Below are 17,078 nucleotides of genomic sequence, written 5' to 3'. Positions count from 1 at the left end.
CGGTGGATGTGGGTCACGCCGCGACGGCCCGGCGCGGGCGTTCCACCCCCGACTCCTAGGCTGGAAAGCATGATCATCGACGACCGGGTGCTCCAGGACCGCAGCGCCATCCTGGCCGCCGTCGGCCATCACCCGTTCGCCCGGCACGCGCTCGGGCGGGCTGTGCCGGCGCGCGCGTACCGGCGCGACGACGCCGTGCTGTGGCTGGTCCCGCCCGAGCACGGACCGGCCGGCTGCGCGATCGGACCGGCCGAGGCGGCGCTGGAGATCTGTGTCGCGCTCGCCGCCGACGGGATGCTCCAACCCGGACAGCGGCTGCACCTGCCGCGACACGATCACGGTCTGTTGGTCGACCGGCTGGCGGTGGCCGAGCACAACGACTGGGACTTCCACTGGACCGACACGTCGCCACCGGCGCAGCCGGACGAGCAGCCGGTGGTACGCCTCGCCGCCGCCGACCAGCCGGCGCTGGCGGCGCTGGTCGAGGAGTCGTTCCCCAGCAGCACCTCCCGCCCGGGCGACCCACGGGTGGTGAACTGGTACGGCATCCGGGCCGGCGACCGGTTGGTGGCGTGCGGCGCGGACCGCAGCCAGGGTGACATCGGTTTCCTCGCCGGCCTGACCGTCGCCCCCGACCAACGGGGTCGAGGGCTGGGCGCGTCCCTAACCGCGGGCATGACCCGGGCGCTGCTGACGCGCCACGACGTCGTGGGGCTCGGCGTCTACACGCACAATGTCGGTGCGGCGCGGCTCTACCGTCGGCTCGGCTTCACCACCACTCTCCCGCTCAGCTCGATCCGCCTCGCCTGACCGGCAGAAGGGGCCCCTTGCGGACAAGGGGCCCCGTCCTCAACGGTCGGCGGCGGGCACCGGGACGGCGGTCGGCTCGACGGCGGGTGCGGCCCGACGCCCGGCCAGCCAGGCGGGCAGGTAGAGCGGCGCGGCGACGGCCAACACCACCGCGCCGACCACCATCGCGGTGCTGACGCTGGTGGCGGCGGCGAGCGCGGTGAGCACCACCCCGCCGAGCGCGCCGGCCGGCTGCCCCATCATCGAGTTCAGCGAGAGCACACTGGTCCGGTACGGGCCGTCAACCTGGCGGTGCAGCAGCCCACTGTGCAACGGGTTGGACGCGCCGTGCACCGCGTAGCAGGCCAGGTAGGCCACCAGCACCCCGACCGGCCCGGCGAACAATCCCATCCCGACCACCGTCACGCCCTGCAGGATGCGCAGCAGGGCCGCACCGGGCGCGGCGCCGAACCAGCGCAGCAGCAGTGGGGTCAGTGCCGCGCCCGCGGCCGAGGCGAGCCAGGCGGCCGAGTTGGCCGGCCCGAGCAGCGCCGCGGCGCGTTCCGGGTTGCCGATCACCTCGGCGAGCCGGACCGGTAGCAGCGACTCGAAGGTGACCATGCCGAAGCCCCAGAACAGCTCCACCGCGACCAGGGCCAGCAGCACCCGGGAGCGACGCAGCAACCCGACGGCCTGGCCGATCATCCGGGGGGCCTGGACCACCGAGGCCCGCAGCGCCGCGACACCGGTGGCCGGCCGCTCTTCGACCAGCAGCACGACCAGCGCGACGAGCGCCGCCGCCTGCGCGACGATGGCGGCCAGCACGGGCACCGTGAGCGCGGTGACCGGCCCGATCGGGCCGAGCGCGATGAGACCGCCGCTGAGCAGCGCGCCAGCGCCGATGGCCGCACCGACGACGGTGCCGGCGTAGCCGAGGCCACGCTCGTACTCGGCCTCCGGGTCGGCGGCCAGGGTGGCGTCGACGTACCAGGACTCCAACGGGCCGCTGTCCAACGCCCGGTAGATGCCCTGCAGGGCCCAGACCACGAAGAACAGCGCGAACGAGTCGGCCACCGCGAACAGCGCCAGCGAGGCAAGGTTGAGCACTCCGGCGGCGAGCAGCACGGGTCGGCGGCCGAGGGCGTCAGCGAGCCCACCGGTGGGCAGCTCCAACGCCAGCACCAGCAGCCCCTGCGCGGTGCCGACCAGGCCGATCTGCGGCAACGACAGGCCGCGCTCCTGCATCAGCAGGATCATCACCGGGATCATCAGACCGGTGGGCAGCCAGCGCAGGCCGTACAGCGTGAGGTAACGACCCCGGACCTGGCGTACGGTCAGCGCGCTCACGACGACACCTCCGTTCGCGACTGCGGGGCTCGCAGACCCGGCTCACTCCTCGCGCTCACTGGGCCACCTGCCGTTCGCGACTGCGGGGCTCGCAAACCCGGCTCACTCCTCGCGCTCACCAGCGCTCGTCCAGACGCGGGAAGCCGGCCAGGAACACGTGCACGGGTTTGACGTCCGGAGCATCGGCCGCGGCTTCGTCGCGGTAGCGCATCAGCACCGTCCAGAGGTCGTCGCTGAGAGCACGCAGTCGGTCCGGGTCGAGCGGTAGCACCAGGTCACTCATCCCGGCGGCGTCGCGCCAGGCCGGAGACTGGTGATGTTCGACGGCCATCCAACGCTCGGCCAGCTCACCCATCAGCCGCACCTGGTCCGCCTGGATCCACTGGACGGCGGCGCGGGTATCCGGGTCTTCGTCGAAGTCGGTGGGGTCGAAGTGACTCATGTCGTGCGCGGCCTGCCACCAACGCTGCCGACCGGTGCCCCGGTCGGGATCCTCGGCCACGAGCCCCACCTCGGCGAGTTGCCGCAGGTGGTAGCTGGTCGCGCCGGTGTTGGTGCCCAACTTCTCGGCGAGAGCCGTCGCGGTCGCCGGGCCGTCGATGCGCAACGAGCCGAGCAGCCGCATCCGCAGTGGGTGGGCCAGCACGCGAACCTGCCGGCCGTCCAGATCGACGCGCCGTGGCTCGGTGCGGCCGTCGGGTGGGGGGTTCTCCATGGCTGCACACTATCTCTGCACACTTCCTCTGCACAAGAGTTCTGCATAGGAAGTGTGGACGCGCCGTTCAGGACGCGAGGACTTCGCGTACTCCGCGCAGCCGGGTGCGCAGCAGGCCCACGGCGCGCGCGGAGTCGAGGCGGACGTCCAGGGGGCGGACCAGGCCGGTGGCCGCGCTGGTGCTGGTCTTCAGCCCCGCCGCGTCCAGGCCGTACCGCTCGGCGACCAGCAGGCCCAGCTCCGCCCGGCTGACCGCGTCCGGGCCGGCCACGTTCAGCAGACCGGCGTACGCCGAGGCGACCAGCTCCAGCACGGCGTCGGCCAGGTCGGTGACGTTGATCGGGCAGCGCAGCTCGTCGCTGAACAGGGCGGCCCGGCCGGCGAGCGCGTCCCGGCAGAGCTGGAACTGCTTACTGCCCTCCCCCACGATCAGGGAGGTCCGGACCAGGGCCGCGCCCGGGTCGATCGCCCGCACGGCGGTCTCGGCCGCCGCCTTTCAACCATCGACCACCCGGCACTGACGCCCCGCCGAGAGACCTCCCGCCCCAGAAACCCGCTACCCCCGACAACAAGCACCCGCATCCCAGCCCACTCCCCCACTGACGATCAAGAGGTTTGCGTCATCTCGCCGGGCGATGATGACGCAAACCTCTTGATCAACCAAGCAGGAGCGGGGTGGGGTGGGGGTCAGACCGGGTCTGCTACCGGGGCTGCCGGGCCGGCCGTTCCGGTGTGGGCCGTTGCGGCGGGCTTGGGCTTGGCGTCGATGCCGGCCTCGGTGCGCTGCTGGGCGGTGATCGGGGTGGGGGCGCTGGTCAGCGGGTCGAAGCCACCCCGGGTCTTCGGGAAGGCAATGACCTCACGGATGGAGTCGGCGCCGGCGAGCAGCATGCAGACCCGGTCCCAGCCGAAGGCGATGCCGCCGTGCGGCGGGGCGCCGTACTTGAACGCCTCCAGCAGGAAGCCGAATTTGTCCTGCGCCTCCTCGGGGGTGATGCCGAGCAGGTCGAAGACCCGCTTCTGCACGTCACCCCGGTGGATACGGATCGACCCGCCGCCGATCTCGTTGCCGTTGCAGACGATGTCGTACGCGTACGCCAGGGCGCGGTCCGGAGCCTCCTCGAACCGGTCGACCCACTCCGCGTTCGGCGAGGTGAACGGGTGGTGCACGGCCGTCCAACCGCCTGCCCTGCCGTTCTCCTGGTCGGAGGCCGGCTCGAACATCGGCGCGTCGACCACCCAGCAGAACGCCCAGGCGCTCTCGTCGATCAGGCCGGACCGCTTGGCGATCTCGACCCGGGCCGCCCCGAGCAGCTCCTGTGCCTCCCGGGCGTGGGCGCTAGCGGCGAAGAAGACCGCGTCGCCCGGCTTGGCGCCGACCGCGTCGGCGAGCCCACCGAGGTGCTCGGCGGAGAGGTTCTTCGCCACCGGGCCGCGCGCCTCGCCGGTCTCGGCGTCCAGCACCACGTACGCCAGGCCACGGGCGCCACGCGCCTTCGCCCAGTCCTGCCAGCCGTCCAGCTCCTTGCGGCTCTGCGCCGCGCCGCCCGGCATCACCACCGCGCCGACGTAGCCGCCCGCGTCGATCGCCCCGGCGAAGACCCGGAACTCGGTGCCGCGTAGGTACTCGGTCAGCTCGGTCAGCTCGACGCCGTAGCGCAGGTCCGGCTTGTCCGAGCCGTACCGGGCCATCGCGTCGTGCCAGGTGATCCGCGGGATCGGTCGGGTGATCTCGTGCCCGGCCAGGTCCTTCCACAGCGCCGAGACGATCGCCTCGCCGAGGTCGATCACGTCGTCCTCGGTGACGAACGACATCTCGATGTCGAGCTGGGTGAACTCCGGCTGCCGGTCGGCGCGGAAGTCCTCGTCGCGGTAGCAACGGGCGATCTGGTAATACCGCTCCATGCCGCCGACCATCAGCAGCTGCTTGAACAGCTGCGGCGACTGCGGCAGCGCGTACCAGCTGCCGGGCTGCAAGCGCACCGGCACCAGGAAGTCGCGGGCGCCCTCCGGCGTCGAGCGGGTCAGCGTCGGCGTCTCGATCTCCAGGAAGTCCCGCTCGTGCAGCACACCCCGGGCGAGCTGGCTGGCGCGCGAGCGCAGCCGCAGCGCGTTCGCCGGGCCCCTGCGGCGCAGGTCCAGGTAGCGGTACCGGAGTCGGATGTCGTCGCCGGCCTCGATCTGGTCGTCCACCGGCAGCGGCAGCGGCGCCGCCTCGGAGAGCACCTCCAGCTCGACGGCGGTCACCTCGACCTCACCGGTGGGCAGTTCCGGGTTCTCGTTGCCGGCCGGCCGGCGGGTCACCTCGCCGACGACCTTCACGCAGAACTCGTTGCGCAGCGCGTGCGCGTCCTCCTCGCGGAACACCACCTGGACAACACCGGAACCGTCGCGCAGGTCGACGAAGATGACCCCGCCGTGGTCGCGGCGGCGGGCCACCCAGCCGGCGAGCGTCACCGTCGAGCCGGCGTCCGCGGCGCGCAGGCTTCCGGCATTGTGGGTACGGATCACGGCTGGCAACTCCTCATCGTGGAACAGTCCTCACCGGCATTCTGTCAGGGGTGGCCGCCCCGCCTCCGGGCACCCGGCAGGCCGGCACGATTCGCTGGTGGGGTGGACCGGCGAACCCGGCTCCCCCGGCGGCCATGCCGGTTAACGTGACGAAATGCGCGCCGTACCGAACTGGGCCGTCGCCACGGCGGCGGCGGCACCCGTGCTGCTGGTGGCCGGTTGGACGGTGGCGGAGGCGCGACAGCCCGTCGGGTACGACCCGGTCCGGGACACCATCAGCGAGCTGGCGGGTCAGGACGCCACCGACGCCTGGATCATGGTGGTGGCCCTGGTGTTGCTCGGCTGCTGTTACCTGTCGGTCGCCGCCGTCCTGCACGCGGCCGGGCTGCCCAGCCGCTTCCTGCTCGCGATCGGTGGCGTGGCCACCATCGCGCTGGTCGCCTTTCCCCGACCGCCGGTCGGCGGCTCGCTCAGCCACGGCATCGCGGCGACGGTGGCCGTCCTCGCCCTGGTGCTCTGGCCGGCCGGCTCGGCACTGCGGCTGCCGCGCGGGCACGACACCGAGCACCCCGCCCGACCGGAGCCGCCCTGGGCGTTCCGCCGGGCGGTGGGGTTGAGCGCCACGCTCGTGCTGCTCGCGCTCTTCGGCTGGTGCGCGTTCGAGGTGACCAGCGGGTCCCGAACGGGGCTGGCCGAGCGGGTGACGGCGGTGGCGGTCTCCCTCTGGCCGCTGCTGGCGGTCCTCTCCGCCCGACGGGCGCACCTCGCCTGGTCGGCCGGCGGCACCGTACGCGTCGGCCCGGACCTGCCCACCATCGGCGTCGTACCCCCGGATCCGCTCGGACCACCGAGCGGGCCCGCTCCCGGGCGACCCGACCGGCTGCCGTGAGTCGTCGCCCCGCCTGACCTGGTGCCGCCGCCAACGCGACGCGGGCCGCCGGAGTGTTCCGGCGGCCCGCGAGCGGTGCGGGGATCAGAAGACGCTGACGCCGTAGCGGCTGAGCGCCTCGGTGACCGGCTGGAAGAAGGTCGTGCCACCGGTGCGGCAGTTGCCGCTACCACCGGAGGTCAGACCCAGGGCGGTGCCGCCAGCGAAGAGCGAGCCGCCACTGTCGCCCGGCTCGGCGCAGACGTTGGTACGGATCAGACCGGAGACCGAGCCCTCGGCGTAGTTCACCGTGGCGTTGGTCGCGGTCACCGAGCCGCTGCGCAGACCGGTGGTGCTGCCGGAGCGCTGCACCGCCTGGCCGACGGAGGCGTTGCCGGCGCCGGTGATGTCGCGGTAGCTGCCGTTGTAGAGGTAGACGTTGCCGGCGGCGTTGGCCGAGTTGTTGTGCCGCACGATGCCGTAGTCGTTGCCCGGGAAGCTGCTGCCGGTACGGCTGCCGAGCAGCGCGGTCTGGGCGGAGTTCGAGTACCAGCTGGCCGAGATGTTGGTGCAGTGCCCAGCCGTCAGGAAGGAGTAGGTGCTGCCACTGCGCACGTTGAAGCCGAGCGAGCAACGCCCGCCCCCGCCGGCGTAGATGGCCTGACCACCGGAGATCCGGGTGCTCAGCACGCCGGCCTCGGCCTCGATCCGGACCGCGCCGTTGGCCCGCGCGGCGGCGGCCTTGACCCGCTCCAGTTTGGCCCCGGTGACGGTGCTGTCGACGGAGACGACGACCTGGTTGGTGACCGGGTCGCTCCACCAGGCGGTGCCCGGAATCTTGGCGGAGCGCTCCAGCTCGGCCGTGGCCCGGTTGAGCTCGGCGGCGCCGCGGGTGACGTAGCGGACGACAGCGCCGGCCTTGCTCGCCTTGCTGGCGGCGGTCGCGTCGGTCACCGTGACGACGGATTTGCCGCTGGCGTCGATGTACGAGCCGGCGGAGCGGTCGCCGAGTTCCGCGGAGATCGCGGCGGCGGCATCGGGCGACGCGGCGGGAGCGGCCTGAGCGGGCGCGCCGATGAGCGAGCCGACGACCAGGCTTCCGGAAACGGCGACTGTAGCCGCAACGCGGAATGAGGACCTCGTGGGTCGCATGTAACAAACCTCCTGGGCGGGGGAGCGGGTCTAACCGGGGCCGGCTGACCCGAGGGCAACCGGCCGATCTGGGGAAACCGGCCGGCTGAGACTGAAGTATTCACATACTTAAGATCATTGACAAGGCTTGGATTCGCCCGGATTCACCGATCTTGGTCGGCCACACGGCCGCAACACCCCTGACACGCTGGTGAACAGCCACCGTCACACCCAACCGACGCCCCACCAGTTTCGGCGCGCACGATCATCGATGTCTCCCCCGCACTGAACGGCGGTCGCGGCGGGTGCCGGAGGGCACGGCGACGGACGCCGTGCGTCACAGGGCACGACGGGCGCCGTGCGTCACAGGGCGCGACGGACGCCGTGCGTCACAGGGCACGACGGGCGCCGTGCGGCACAGGGCGCGACGGGCGCCGTGCGGCACAGGGCACGACGGGCGCCGTGCGGCACAGGGCGCGACGGGCGCCGTGCGGCACAGGGCGCGACGGGCGCCGTGCGGCACAGGGCACGACGGGCGCCGTGCGTCACAGGGCGCGACGGGCGCCGGATTCAGGGGGTACGACGACGGGCGCCAGGGCCCGGACTGGGCACCACGTCGCGGGGCCGACCGACGTCGTGCCCGTCGGCGCAGCGCAGTTCGGCGCGGACCTCGGCGCCGCAGTCGCGGTGGGTGACACTGAGCGGCGGGCCCTGCGCGTCGGCGAGGTACCGGTCACCCCAGCCGAGGACGGCGACCAGCACTGGCCACAGATCCAGGCCCTTCTCGGTCAGTCGGTACTCGTGGCGCAGCCGACTGCCGGGCTCCCGGTACGGCTCGCGGCTGAGCACGCCCTGCTCCACCAGGCTGGCGAGCCGGTTGGTCAGCACCTGGCGCGGAATGCCGGTGCGTACCCGCATGTCGTCGAAGCGGCGTACGCCGGTGAACACCTCGCGGAGGACCACCAGCGTCCACCGCTCACCGAGGACCTCCATCGCGCGGGCGATGGTGCAGTTCTCCACTGACCAGTCCACAGCCGCGGGTCGCATCCGACCAGGCTAGATCTCGTTGACAGACTCAGCAACCGGCTGCCAGGCTGCGTCCATGACGCAGACGCAGGAACCAGTGCGCAGCCGTACCTTCACCTGGGCGGACCCGTCGGTCAACGCCGCCCAGGTCGGTCGACGCAGCGGCCTCGACATGCTCCGGGCGATGATCGCCGGCGAACTGGCCGCGCCGCCGGTGATGCACCTTCTCGACATGTCCCGGATGGAGGCCGACGAGGGTCGGGTCGTTGTCGAGCTGACCCCGCAGGAGTTCCACTACAACCCGCTCGGCAGCGTCCACGGTGGCGTGCTCTCGACCCTGCTGGACACCGCCGCGGGGTGCGCCGTGCACACCACCCTGCCCGCCGGCGTCGGCTACACCTCGCTGGACCTCAACGTGAAGTTCCTCCGCCCGGTCACCGTCGACAGCGGCACCCTGCGCTGCGAGGGCACGGTGCTGCAACGCGGCCGCCGTACGGCCCTGGCCGAGGCCCGCATCACCGACGCCTCCGACCGCCTGATAGCCCACGCCACCAGCACCTGCCTCCTCCTCCCCCTTCCCCTCCCCTAACCCCACCCCCACACCCCGACCCCTCGCTGCGTTGATCAAGAGATTTGCGTCAGGAAACCGGCGTCCGATGACCGAAAGCTCTTGATCAACGCGAGCAAGGTGGGTGGGGGTGCGGGGTAGGTGGGTGGGGGTGCGGGGGTGGGGTGGGGGGTTAGCGGAGGGCTAGGCGGGCGGCTCGGGCGTCGCGCTTCTCCTCGAAGCGGCTCGCGGCGCGGTCCAGGTCCTCCAGCTGGGCGGCGAGCTGCTCGCGGGCGGCTTCGCCGTCGGCGTTGAGGCCGGTCACGTTGAAGACGTCCCACTGGCGCAGCACCGGCTGCAACACCTCGTCGCGGTGCTGGCGCAGGTCGTAGATGCCGGCCAGGGCGATCGCCACCGACTTGCGGGCGAAGCCGTCGATGCCGCTGCCCGGCATCTGGAAGTCGGCCACCACGTCGGCGACGGCCCGCATGGCCTGGCTCGGCGCCAGCTCGAACGCGGCCGCGAGCAGGTTGCGGTAGAAGACCATGTGCAGGTTCTCGTCGGCGGCCACCCGGGCCAGCAGCGCCTCGCAGGTGGGGTCGCCGGTGGCCTTGCCGGTGTTGCGGTGCGAGATCCGGGTGGCCAGCTCCTGGAACGAGACGTACGCCAGTGAGTGCAGCACCTCGTCGCCGTGGGCGTTGGTGTAGCCCTCCGACATGTGCGTCATCCGGGCCCGCTCCAACGCCACCGGGTCCACCGCCCGGCTGACGGTCAGGTAGTCGCGGATCGCGACGCCGTGCCGACCCTCCTCGGCGGTCCACCGGTGCACCCAGGTGCCCCACGCGCCGTCGCGGCCGAACAGGGTGGCGATCTCGTGGTGGTACGAGGGCAGGTTGTCCTCGGTCAGCAGGTTCACGATCAGCGCGGTGCGGGCCACGTCCGGGATCGTGGAGTCGGTCGGTGACCACGCCTCGCCGCCGAGCGGCCCGTCGAAGGTCCGCCCCTCGCTCCACGGCACGTACTCGTGCGGGAACCACTCCTTGGCGAGCGAGAGGTGGCGGTCCAGGTTGCGTGCGACAACCGGCTCCAACTCGACGAGCAGCGCGGTCTGACTCAGTGTGGTGCTGACGGTCACGAGAAACTCCCTACGGTGGCGTAACTTACGCTACCGTAGGTCCCCGCGGCCGTCAGCGCCAGTGGAGACACTCAACCGACCGTGGGCTTCAGGTCCGCCAGGGGCGGCATCCACTCCTGGGCAGCGGCCGTGACCTGTTCGCCGGAGCGGATGTCCTTCACCTCGTCCGGCGCTCCCTCGGCACCGGGGAACCAGACGTACGGGATACCGCGCCGCTCCGCGTAGCGGATCTGCTTGCCGAACTTCGCCGCGCTCGGCGACACCTCGGTCGGCACCCCGCGCCGCCGCAGCGCCTCGGCCACCCGGTTGCTGGCCGTCCGCTGCTCCTCGCTGGTCACCGCGACGAGCACGGCGGTCGGCACCTCCCGCGAGACCGACAGCTCCCCCGCACCGAAGAGCAGACCGAGCAGCCGGGTCACCCCGATCGAGATACCCACCCCCGGGTACGAGACAGCCCCGGCGCTGGCCAGGTTGTCGTACCGGCCGCCGGAGCAGATCGAGCCGAAGCGCTCGTAGCCGCGCAGCTGGGTCTCGTAGACGGTGCCCGTGTAGTAATCCAGGCCACGGGCGATGCGCAGGTCCGCCACGCAGAGGCCGGGCGAGTGCTCGGCGGCGGTGTCCACCACCCGGACCAGCTCCTCGATGCCCTCGTCGAGCAGCGGGTCGCTCACCCCGAGCGCCCGGACAGCGTCGGCGAACGACGCGTCCGGGGCGGAGATCTCGGCCAGCGCCAGGCACGCCTTGGCCTGCGCCTCGCTCGCCCCGGCGGTCTGGGCCAGCAGCTCGGCCACCTTCACCGGGCCGATCTTGTCGAGCTTGTCCACGGCGCGCAGCGCCGCCTCCGGGTCGGTCAGCCCGATGCCCCGGTAGAAACCCTCGCAGATCTTGCGGTTGTTCACCTGGATGGTCACCGGTGGGATCGGCAGCGAGCGCAGCGCGTCCCCGATCACCAGCGGCATCTCCGCCTCGTGGTGCGCAGCCAGGGTGTCCCGGTCGACGATGTCGATGTCGGCCTGGACGAACTCGCGGTAGCGGCCCTCCTGCGGCCGCTCGCCCCGCCACACCTTCTGGATCTGGTAGCGGCGGAACGGGAAGCTCAGCTTGCCGGCGTTCTCCAACACGTACCGGGCGAACGGCACGGTCAGGTCGAAGTGCAGGCCAAGCTGGTCGTCACCACCGGCGCCCTCGGCGTCGGCGTGCAACCGCCGGATCACGTAGACCTCCTTCGAGGTCTCACCCTTGCGCAGCAACTGGTCCAGCGGCTCCACGGCGCGGGTCTCGAGCGGCGCGAAGCCGTACAGCTCGAAGGTGGCCCGGATCTTGTCGAGCACGAACTGCTCGATCATCCGCTGGCCGGGGGTCCACTCCGGGAAGCCAGAAATGGGCGTGGGCTTGCTCATCGCGTACTCCTTGCGGTTCCGCGCCGGTGGCACGGTGGTGTCGTGGGTCCGCGCGCGGCGCGGACAGAAGATCTAGAGGCCCCGGGTGGGCGCGGCCGGCGACGTGCCGGCCACCTCGATGAGGTACGGGTTGCTGGCGCGCTCGCGGCCGATGGTGGTGCTCGGACCGTGGCCGGGCAGCACGACGGTGTCGTCGGCCAGCGGAAGGATCTTCTCCCGCAGGCTGGTGAGCATGGCCGGCATGCTCCCGCCCGGCAGGTCGGTGCGGCCGATCGACCCGGCGAAGAGGACGTCGCCGGAGAGGCACAGCTCGTCAGCCTCCCAGCTCGACCCGGCGCCCGGCAGCCGGAACAGCACCGACCCGCCGGTATGGCCCGGGGCATGGTCGACGGCGATCTCCAGGCCGGCGAGCGTGAGGGTGGCGCCGTCGGTCAACTCCGCCACGTCCTCCGGCTCGGTGTAGCTCAGCCGGCCGCCGAAGAGCGACGTCAGGTCGGTCGAGAGGCCCTTGGCCGGGTCGGCCAGCATCTCCCGGTCACCGGGGTGCACGTACGCGGTGATGCCGCGCGCACCGCAGACCGGCGCGACCGAGAAGGTGTGGTCGAGGTGGCCGTGGGTGAGCAGCACGGCGGCCGGATGCAGGCGGTGCTCGGCGAGCAGCGCGTCGAGTTGGTCGAGCACCCCGATCCCGGGGTCGACCACCACGCACTGCTCCCCCGGCGCGGTGGCAACCACGTAGCAGTTGGTGCCGAAGGCGTCCGCGGGAAAGCCGGCCACGAGCACGGGCGCTGTCCTTTCCGTCGAGCAGCTGTCGTCCTTTCCAGCAGCCTATCGGGCGCACCGAGCGAGTTTGCCGCGTCCGTCCCGCGCGCCCCGTACGGCACAGTGACAGGCTCCGATAAGCGCTGCTCGGGACGGGGTGGACCTCGTACACCACATTCCCAGTCACTAGCCGTACACTCTGGCGGGCGTGTGGCGCGGCACACGTGACGCCCGGACGGGCCGGGGCGACCGGCCGCCGGCGACGACCAGGTAGAGGAAAGGGGAGCACGGGTGGCTTCCAGCAGGGACCGGCAGCGCAAACTGGCGCGGGCCAAGCTCGACCGGCAGTTGGCTCGCCGGGCCGCCGCTACGCGACGCCGACGGCAGATCCAGGCCGGAGTCGGCGCTGCTCTGATCCTCGTGCTGGTCGTGGCCGGCTCGGCCTGGGCGCTCGGCGCGTTCGACTCCGACCCGAAGCAGAACACGGCCGCGGAGGACACCTGCCTCTGGACGCCGCAGGACGCGACGGCCAACACCAACCTCAAGGACGTCGGCACGCCGGCCACCAAGGATCTGCCCACCGACGGCACCCGGGCGATGACCGTGACCACCAACCAGGGCGCGCCGATCACCGCGGAGCTGAACCTGACCAACTCCCCGTGCGCGGCGGCGAGCATCGCCCACCTGGCGAGCCGATCGTTCTACGACAACACCAAGTGCCACGAGATCACCGCCGAGGGCGCGCTGCGCTGCGGCGACCCCAGCGGCACCGGCCTCGGTGGGCCGACCTACTCGTTCTACGACGAGGAGCTGCCGACAGTGCCGTCGGCGTCCCCGTCGGCCAGCCCGGCTCCCGGCCAGCCACCGACGTACCCGAAGGGCACGGTGGCGATGATCTCCAACCCGCCGGGCAGCAACGGCAGCCAGTTCCTGATCTTCTTCAAGGACTTCACCACCGCCGACCCGAAGTTCCCGGTCATCGGCCGGGTGACCGGTGGGCTGGACGTGGTGGAGAAGATCGGTGCCCTCCCGACCGTGGACAATGGGACCGGGGCGAAGGTCAAGCCCAGCACCGATGTGACGATCCAGAGCCTCACGGTCGGTGAGCCGGTCACCGGTGCGGCACCGGCTCCCTCGGCCTCCGGCACCCCGGCCAGCAGCCCGAGCGCCGGCTGACCGGGCGCCATCACCCACCCAAGCGGCACCCAGCAGCAGACAGCCAGGAGGATCCAGGCGTGACGTCCACCAGAGAGCGGCAGCGCGCGGCGGCACGCGCCCGGCTCGAGAAGGAGATGGCCGAGCGCGCGGCCAAGGCCCGCAAGCGCCGGCAGACGACGGCGATCGTCAGCGCGGGTGCCGCGCTGGTGCTCGTGGTCGCCGGCACCGTCTGGCTGGCGGTGAGCCTCGGCGGCGGCGACGACAAGAGCGACACCGCCGCGCCGGCGGCGGGCGCGGCCGAGTGCGCGTACAACGCGCTGCCCACCGAACAGCGGCCCCCGCAGATCAAGGACGTGGGGTTGCCGGGCAACCAGCAGTCCGCCAAGGGCGTCCAGACCATGACGATCGACACCAACCTCGGCCCGATCACCGCCAAGGTCGACCGGTCGCTGGTGCCGTGCACGGCGGGCAGCTTCACCCACCTCGCCGAGAAGAACTTCTTCGACAACACCAAGTGCCACCGTCTCGTGACCGAGGGCATCAAGGTGTTGCAGTGCGGTGACCCCAGCGCCACCGGCAACGGCTGGCGGGACACCGACGGCCAGGGCGGCCCGAGCTACCGCCTGGCCGAGGAGAACCTGCCCACCGACAAGCGCCCGCCGTACCCGGAGGGCGTCATCGCCATGGCCAAATCCCAGGATCCGGGGAGCACCGGCAGCCAGTTCTTCATCGTCTTCGGCGACTCTCCGCTGGACCCGGCGTACACCGTGCTGGGCACCATCACCGGCGGCATGGACCTGGTCAAGGACGTGGCCAAGGCCGGCGACGACGGGGCGTTCGCCCAGCAGGCCGGGGGCGGCCACCCGAAGAAGGAGGTCATCATCAAGGACCTCACGATGAGCGCGCCGCAGGGCTGACAACCCGCGCAGACGACACAGCGCCCGCCGGCTGAGCCGGCGGGCGCTGTCGCGCCCTCGGGGTACGCGCCGGGCCGCGGAACGGATCCGGTGGGCGTCAGGCCCCGGAGGTGACCCGGTAGGCGTCGAAGACGCCGTCGACCTTGCGGACCGTGGCCAGCAGGTGGCCCAGGTGTTTCGGGTCGGCCATCTCGAAGCTGAACCGGCTCACCGCCACCCGGTCGCGGGTGGTGGTGACGGTGGCGGAGAGGATGTTGACCCGCTCGTCGGAGAGCACCCGGGTGACGTCGGCCAGCAGCTTGTGCCGGTCCAGGGCCTCGACCTGGATGGCGACCAGGAACGTCGAGGCGGAGGTGAGCTTCCAACTCACCTCGACGACCCGCTCGCTCTGCGCGCGCAGGTCCTCGGCGTTGGCGCAGTCGTCGCGGTGCACGCTCACCCCGCCGGAGCGGGTGACGAAGCCGAACACCGAGTCCGGTGGGACCGGGGTGCAGCAGCGGGCCAGCTTGATCCAGACGTCGCTGACGCCCCGGACCACCACGCCCGGGTCGCTGCTGCTCTGCCGGCTGCGCGGCGGCCGGGTGGCGACGGCGGTCTCGGCGATGTCCTCCGCCGCGCCCTCCTCGCCGCCGTACGCGGCCATCAGCTTCTGCACCACCGACTGCGCGGAGACCTGGCTGTCGCCGACCGCCGCGTAGAGCGAGGCCACATCGGCCAGGTGCAGGTCCCGGGCGATCGACATCAGCGCGTCGGAGGTGAGCATCCGCTGCAGGGGCATGCCCTGCTTGCGCATCGCCTTGACGATCGCGTCCTTGCCGGCCTCGATCGCCTCCTCGCGCCGCTCCTTGTTGAAGTACTGCCGGATCTTCGTCCGGGCGCGCGGGCTCTTGACGAAGCCCAGCCAGTCCTGCGTCGGGCCGGCCGTCTCGGACTTCGACGTGAAGATCTCGATCACGTCGCCGTTGGACAGCGTCGACTCCAACGGCACCAGCTTGCCGTTGACCCGCGCCCCGATGCACTTGTGCCCCACCTCGGTGTGCACGGCGTACGCGAAGTCCACGGGTGTCGACCCGGTCGGCAGCGGGATGACGTCACCCTTCGGGGTGAAGACGTACACCTCCTGGCTGGACAGGTCGAAGCGCAGCGCGTCCAGGAACTCGCTCGGATCGGCGGCCTCACGCTGCCAGTCGAGCAGCTGCCGCAGCCAGGTCATCTCGTCGATGTGCGCGGGCGGGCCGACGATCTGGGTGCCCTTGTGCTCCTTGTACTTCCAGTGCGCGGCGATGCCGAACTCCGCGGTGCGGTGCATCGCGTACGTGCGGATCTGCATCTCCACCGGCTTGCCGGTGGGCCCGATGACCGTCGTGTGCAACGACTGGTACATGTTGAACTTGGGCATCGCGATGTAGTCCTTGAAGCGGCCCGGCACCGGCTGCCAGTTGGCGTGGATCACTCCCAGCGCCGCGTAGCAGTCGCGAACCGTGTCGACCAGGATGCGCACGCCCACCAGGTCGTAGATGTCGTTGAAGTCACGACCCCGCACGATCATCTTCTGGTAGATCGAGTAGAGGTGCTTCGGCCGCCCGGTGGTCTCCGCCTTGATCTTGGCGGCCTTCAGGTCGGTCTGCACCTTCTGCGTCACCTGCCGCAGCAGCGCCTCGCGCTGCGGCTGGTGCTCCCCGATCAGCCGGTTGATCTCCTCGTAGCGCTTCGGGAAGAGCGTGCCGAAGGACAGATCCTCCAGCTCCCACTTGATCGTGTTCATACCGAGCCGGTGCGCCAGCGGCGCCAGGATCTCCAGCGTCTCCTTCGCCTTCTGCTCCTGCTTGGGGCGGGGCAGGAAGGTCAGGGTGCGCATGTTGTGCAGCCGGTCGGCCAGCTTGATCACCAGCACCCGCGGGTCCTTGGCCATGGCCACGACCATCTTGCGGATCGTCTCGGCCTTGGCCGCGTCGCCCAGCTTGACCTTGTCGAGCTTGGTGACGCCGTCGACCAGCAGGGCCACCTCGCCACCGAAGTCGGCCCGCATCTGGTCGAGGGTGTACTCGGTGTCCTCAATGGTGTCGTGCAGCAGCGCGGCGACCAGCGTGGTGGTGTCCATCCCCAGGTTGCCGAGGATCGTCGCCACCGCGAGCGGGTGGGTGATGTAGGGGTCACCGGACTTGCGGTACTGCCCGGAGTGCCACCGTGCGGCCGTGTCGAAGGCACGCTGGAGCAGCCGGGCGTCCGCCTTGGGGTGGTTGTCCCGGTGGCTGGCGATGAGCGGCTCCAGCACCTCGCTGACCTGGGAGGTCTGCCAGGGCGCGTTGAACCGGGCCAACCGGGCCCGGACCCGCCGGCCGGTGGGCGCGTTGGACAGCCCGAAGCCACCGCTGGGCGACGAATCGATGCCCGCGTCGGCCGGGAACGGCACCACGACACCGTCGGCGCCGGGGGACGCCTCGACGCTCGGCGGGCCGCTGGTCGGACGCACCGCGCTCTCGCCGGAGGCCCCGCCGGAGCCGTTGCCGGTGCCCGTGACCCGGGCCGGCGCGTCGCCTGTCCGGTCAGTCACCGAGCCGTCAGCGTCGCCTGTCGGGTGCACCGTGCCCTCCGCCGGAGGGACGACATCGTGGGACACCGGCCTCCTCACCGCTCGCCGGAAAGACGCCGGCCGAAGATCGGCCGACCTGGTCTCGCCCGCCGGACGGGGTACCGCCGGCGTCAGCAAAGGGCAATGCTACCCGCACGGACGGTCCCCTGCCGCTCCGCCGGACGGTCGGCGCCGGGTCC

At 71.7% G+C, this 17,078-nt stretch carries 13 protein-coding genes and 2 pseudogenes; 5 read left to right on the top strand and 10 right to left on the bottom strand.

What is annotated here, in order from left to right; genetic code table 11:
- Positions 1-69 precede the first annotated feature (69 nt).
- Positions 70-810, top strand: a complete 741-nt coding sequence (locus AC5L30_RS09100; RefSeq protein ID WP_494866451.1) for a GNAT family N-acetyltransferase — start codon at positions 70-72, stop codon at positions 808-810.
- Here the strand turns inward: AC5L30_RS09100 and AC5L30_RS09095 are convergent.
- The 4 genes and pseudogenes from AC5L30_RS09095 to aspS form a co-directional block, all read right to left on the bottom strand.
- Positions 753-2,136, bottom strand: a pseudogene (locus AC5L30_RS09095) (MFS transporter). The gene AC5L30_RS09100 and the pseudogene AC5L30_RS09095 sit on opposite strands and share 58 nt — an antisense overlap.
- Before the next feature lie 115 nt (positions 2,137-2,251).
- A complete protein-coding gene (locus AC5L30_RS09090) occupies positions 2,252-2,851 on the bottom strand; it encodes an ArsR/SmtB family transcription factor (protein WP_494866450.1) in 600 nt (199 codons plus the stop codon).
- Positions 2,852-2,918: 67 nt separating this feature from the next.
- Positions 2,919-3,335, bottom strand: a pseudogene (locus tag AC5L30_RS09085) (sugar nucleotide-binding protein); the annotation flags it as partial.
- Positions 3,336-3,538: 203 nt separating this feature from the next.
- Positions 3,539-5,362 (bottom strand): aspartate--tRNA ligase, encoded by a 1,824-nt coding sequence (gene aspS / locus AC5L30_RS09080; RefSeq protein ID WP_494866449.1) that lies wholly within the window; start codon positions 5,360-5,362, stop codon positions 3,539-3,541.
- 154 nt (positions 5,363-5,516) lie between these two features.
- Here aspS and AC5L30_RS09075 point away from each other — a divergent pair, with 154 nt between their 5' ends.
- Positions 5,517-6,251, top strand: a complete 735-nt coding sequence (locus tag AC5L30_RS09075) for a DUF998 domain-containing protein (RefSeq protein WP_494866448.1) — start codon at positions 5,517-5,519, stop codon at positions 6,249-6,251.
- Between the two features lie 84 nt (positions 6,252-6,335).
- Here the strand turns inward: AC5L30_RS09075 and AC5L30_RS09070 are convergent, their stop codons facing one another.
- Both AC5L30_RS09070 and AC5L30_RS09065 read right to left on the bottom strand, forming a co-directional pair.
- Positions 6,336-7,382, bottom strand: a complete 1,047-nt coding sequence (locus AC5L30_RS09070) for a S1 family peptidase (RefSeq protein WP_494866447.1) — start codon at positions 7,380-7,382, stop codon at positions 6,336-6,338.
- A gap of 549 nt (positions 7,383-7,931) precedes the next feature.
- On the bottom strand, positions 7,932-8,408 hold the full coding sequence (locus tag AC5L30_RS09065; RefSeq protein ID WP_494866446.1) for a winged helix-turn-helix transcriptional regulator: 477 nt from the start codon (positions 8,406-8,408) through the stop codon (positions 7,932-7,934).
- A 55-nt stretch (positions 8,409-8,463) separates the two neighbouring features.
- Here AC5L30_RS09065 and AC5L30_RS09060 point away from each other — a divergent pair, with 55 nt between their 5' ends.
- Positions 8,464-8,976 carry a PaaI family thioesterase gene (locus tag AC5L30_RS09060; RefSeq protein WP_494866445.1) on the top strand — a complete coding sequence of 171 codons (513 nt, stop codon included), beginning with the start codon at positions 8,464-8,466 and terminating at the stop codon, positions 8,974-8,976.
- Positions 8,977-9,127: 151 nt separating this feature from the next.
- Here the strand turns inward: AC5L30_RS09060 and AC5L30_RS09055 are convergent, their stop codons facing one another.
- From AC5L30_RS09055 to AC5L30_RS09045, 3 genes are all read right to left on the bottom strand, one after another.
- Positions 9,128-10,069 (bottom strand): acyl-ACP desaturase, encoded by a 942-nt coding sequence (locus AC5L30_RS09055; RefSeq protein WP_494866444.1) that lies wholly within the window; start codon positions 10,067-10,069, stop codon positions 9,128-9,130.
- 71 nt (positions 10,070-10,140) lie between these two features.
- Positions 10,141-11,469 carry a histidine--tRNA ligase gene (gene hisS / locus AC5L30_RS09050; RefSeq protein ID WP_494866443.1) on the bottom strand — a complete coding sequence of 443 codons (1,329 nt, stop codon included), beginning with the start codon at positions 11,467-11,469 and terminating at the stop codon, positions 10,141-10,143.
- A 72-nt stretch (positions 11,470-11,541) separates the two neighbouring features.
- Positions 11,542-12,252, bottom strand: coding sequence for an MBL fold metallo-hydrolase (locus AC5L30_RS09045; protein WP_494866442.1), 711 nt, complete (start codon positions 12,250-12,252; stop codon positions 11,542-11,544).
- 270 nt (positions 12,253-12,522) lie between these two features.
- Between AC5L30_RS09045 and AC5L30_RS09040 the strand changes: the two genes are divergently transcribed.
- Both AC5L30_RS09040 and AC5L30_RS09035 read left to right on the top strand, forming a co-directional pair.
- Positions 12,523-13,407, top strand: a complete 885-nt coding sequence (locus tag AC5L30_RS09040) for a peptidylprolyl isomerase (RefSeq protein WP_366636727.1) — start codon at positions 12,523-12,525, stop codon at positions 13,405-13,407.
- Positions 13,408-13,466: 59 nt separating this feature from the next.
- Positions 13,467-14,306 carry a peptidylprolyl isomerase gene (locus AC5L30_RS09035; RefSeq protein WP_494866441.1) on the top strand — a complete coding sequence of 280 codons (840 nt, stop codon included), beginning with the start codon at positions 13,467-13,469 and terminating at the stop codon, positions 14,304-14,306.
- Between the two features lie 97 nt (positions 14,307-14,403).
- On the opposite strand, the gene AC5L30_RS09030 is transcribed toward AC5L30_RS09035, so the two are convergent.
- Positions 14,404-16,926, bottom strand: coding sequence for a RelA/SpoT family protein (locus tag AC5L30_RS09030; RefSeq protein ID WP_494866440.1), 2,523 nt, complete (start codon positions 16,924-16,926; stop codon positions 14,404-14,406).
- Positions 16,927-17,078: the final 152 nt, after the last annotated feature.

The sequence above is a fragment of the Micromonospora sp. BQ32 genome (assembly GCF_059358895.1).
Note: the sequence above shows the minus strand (reverse complement) of the source record. Positions and strands in the feature narration are given on the sequence as shown.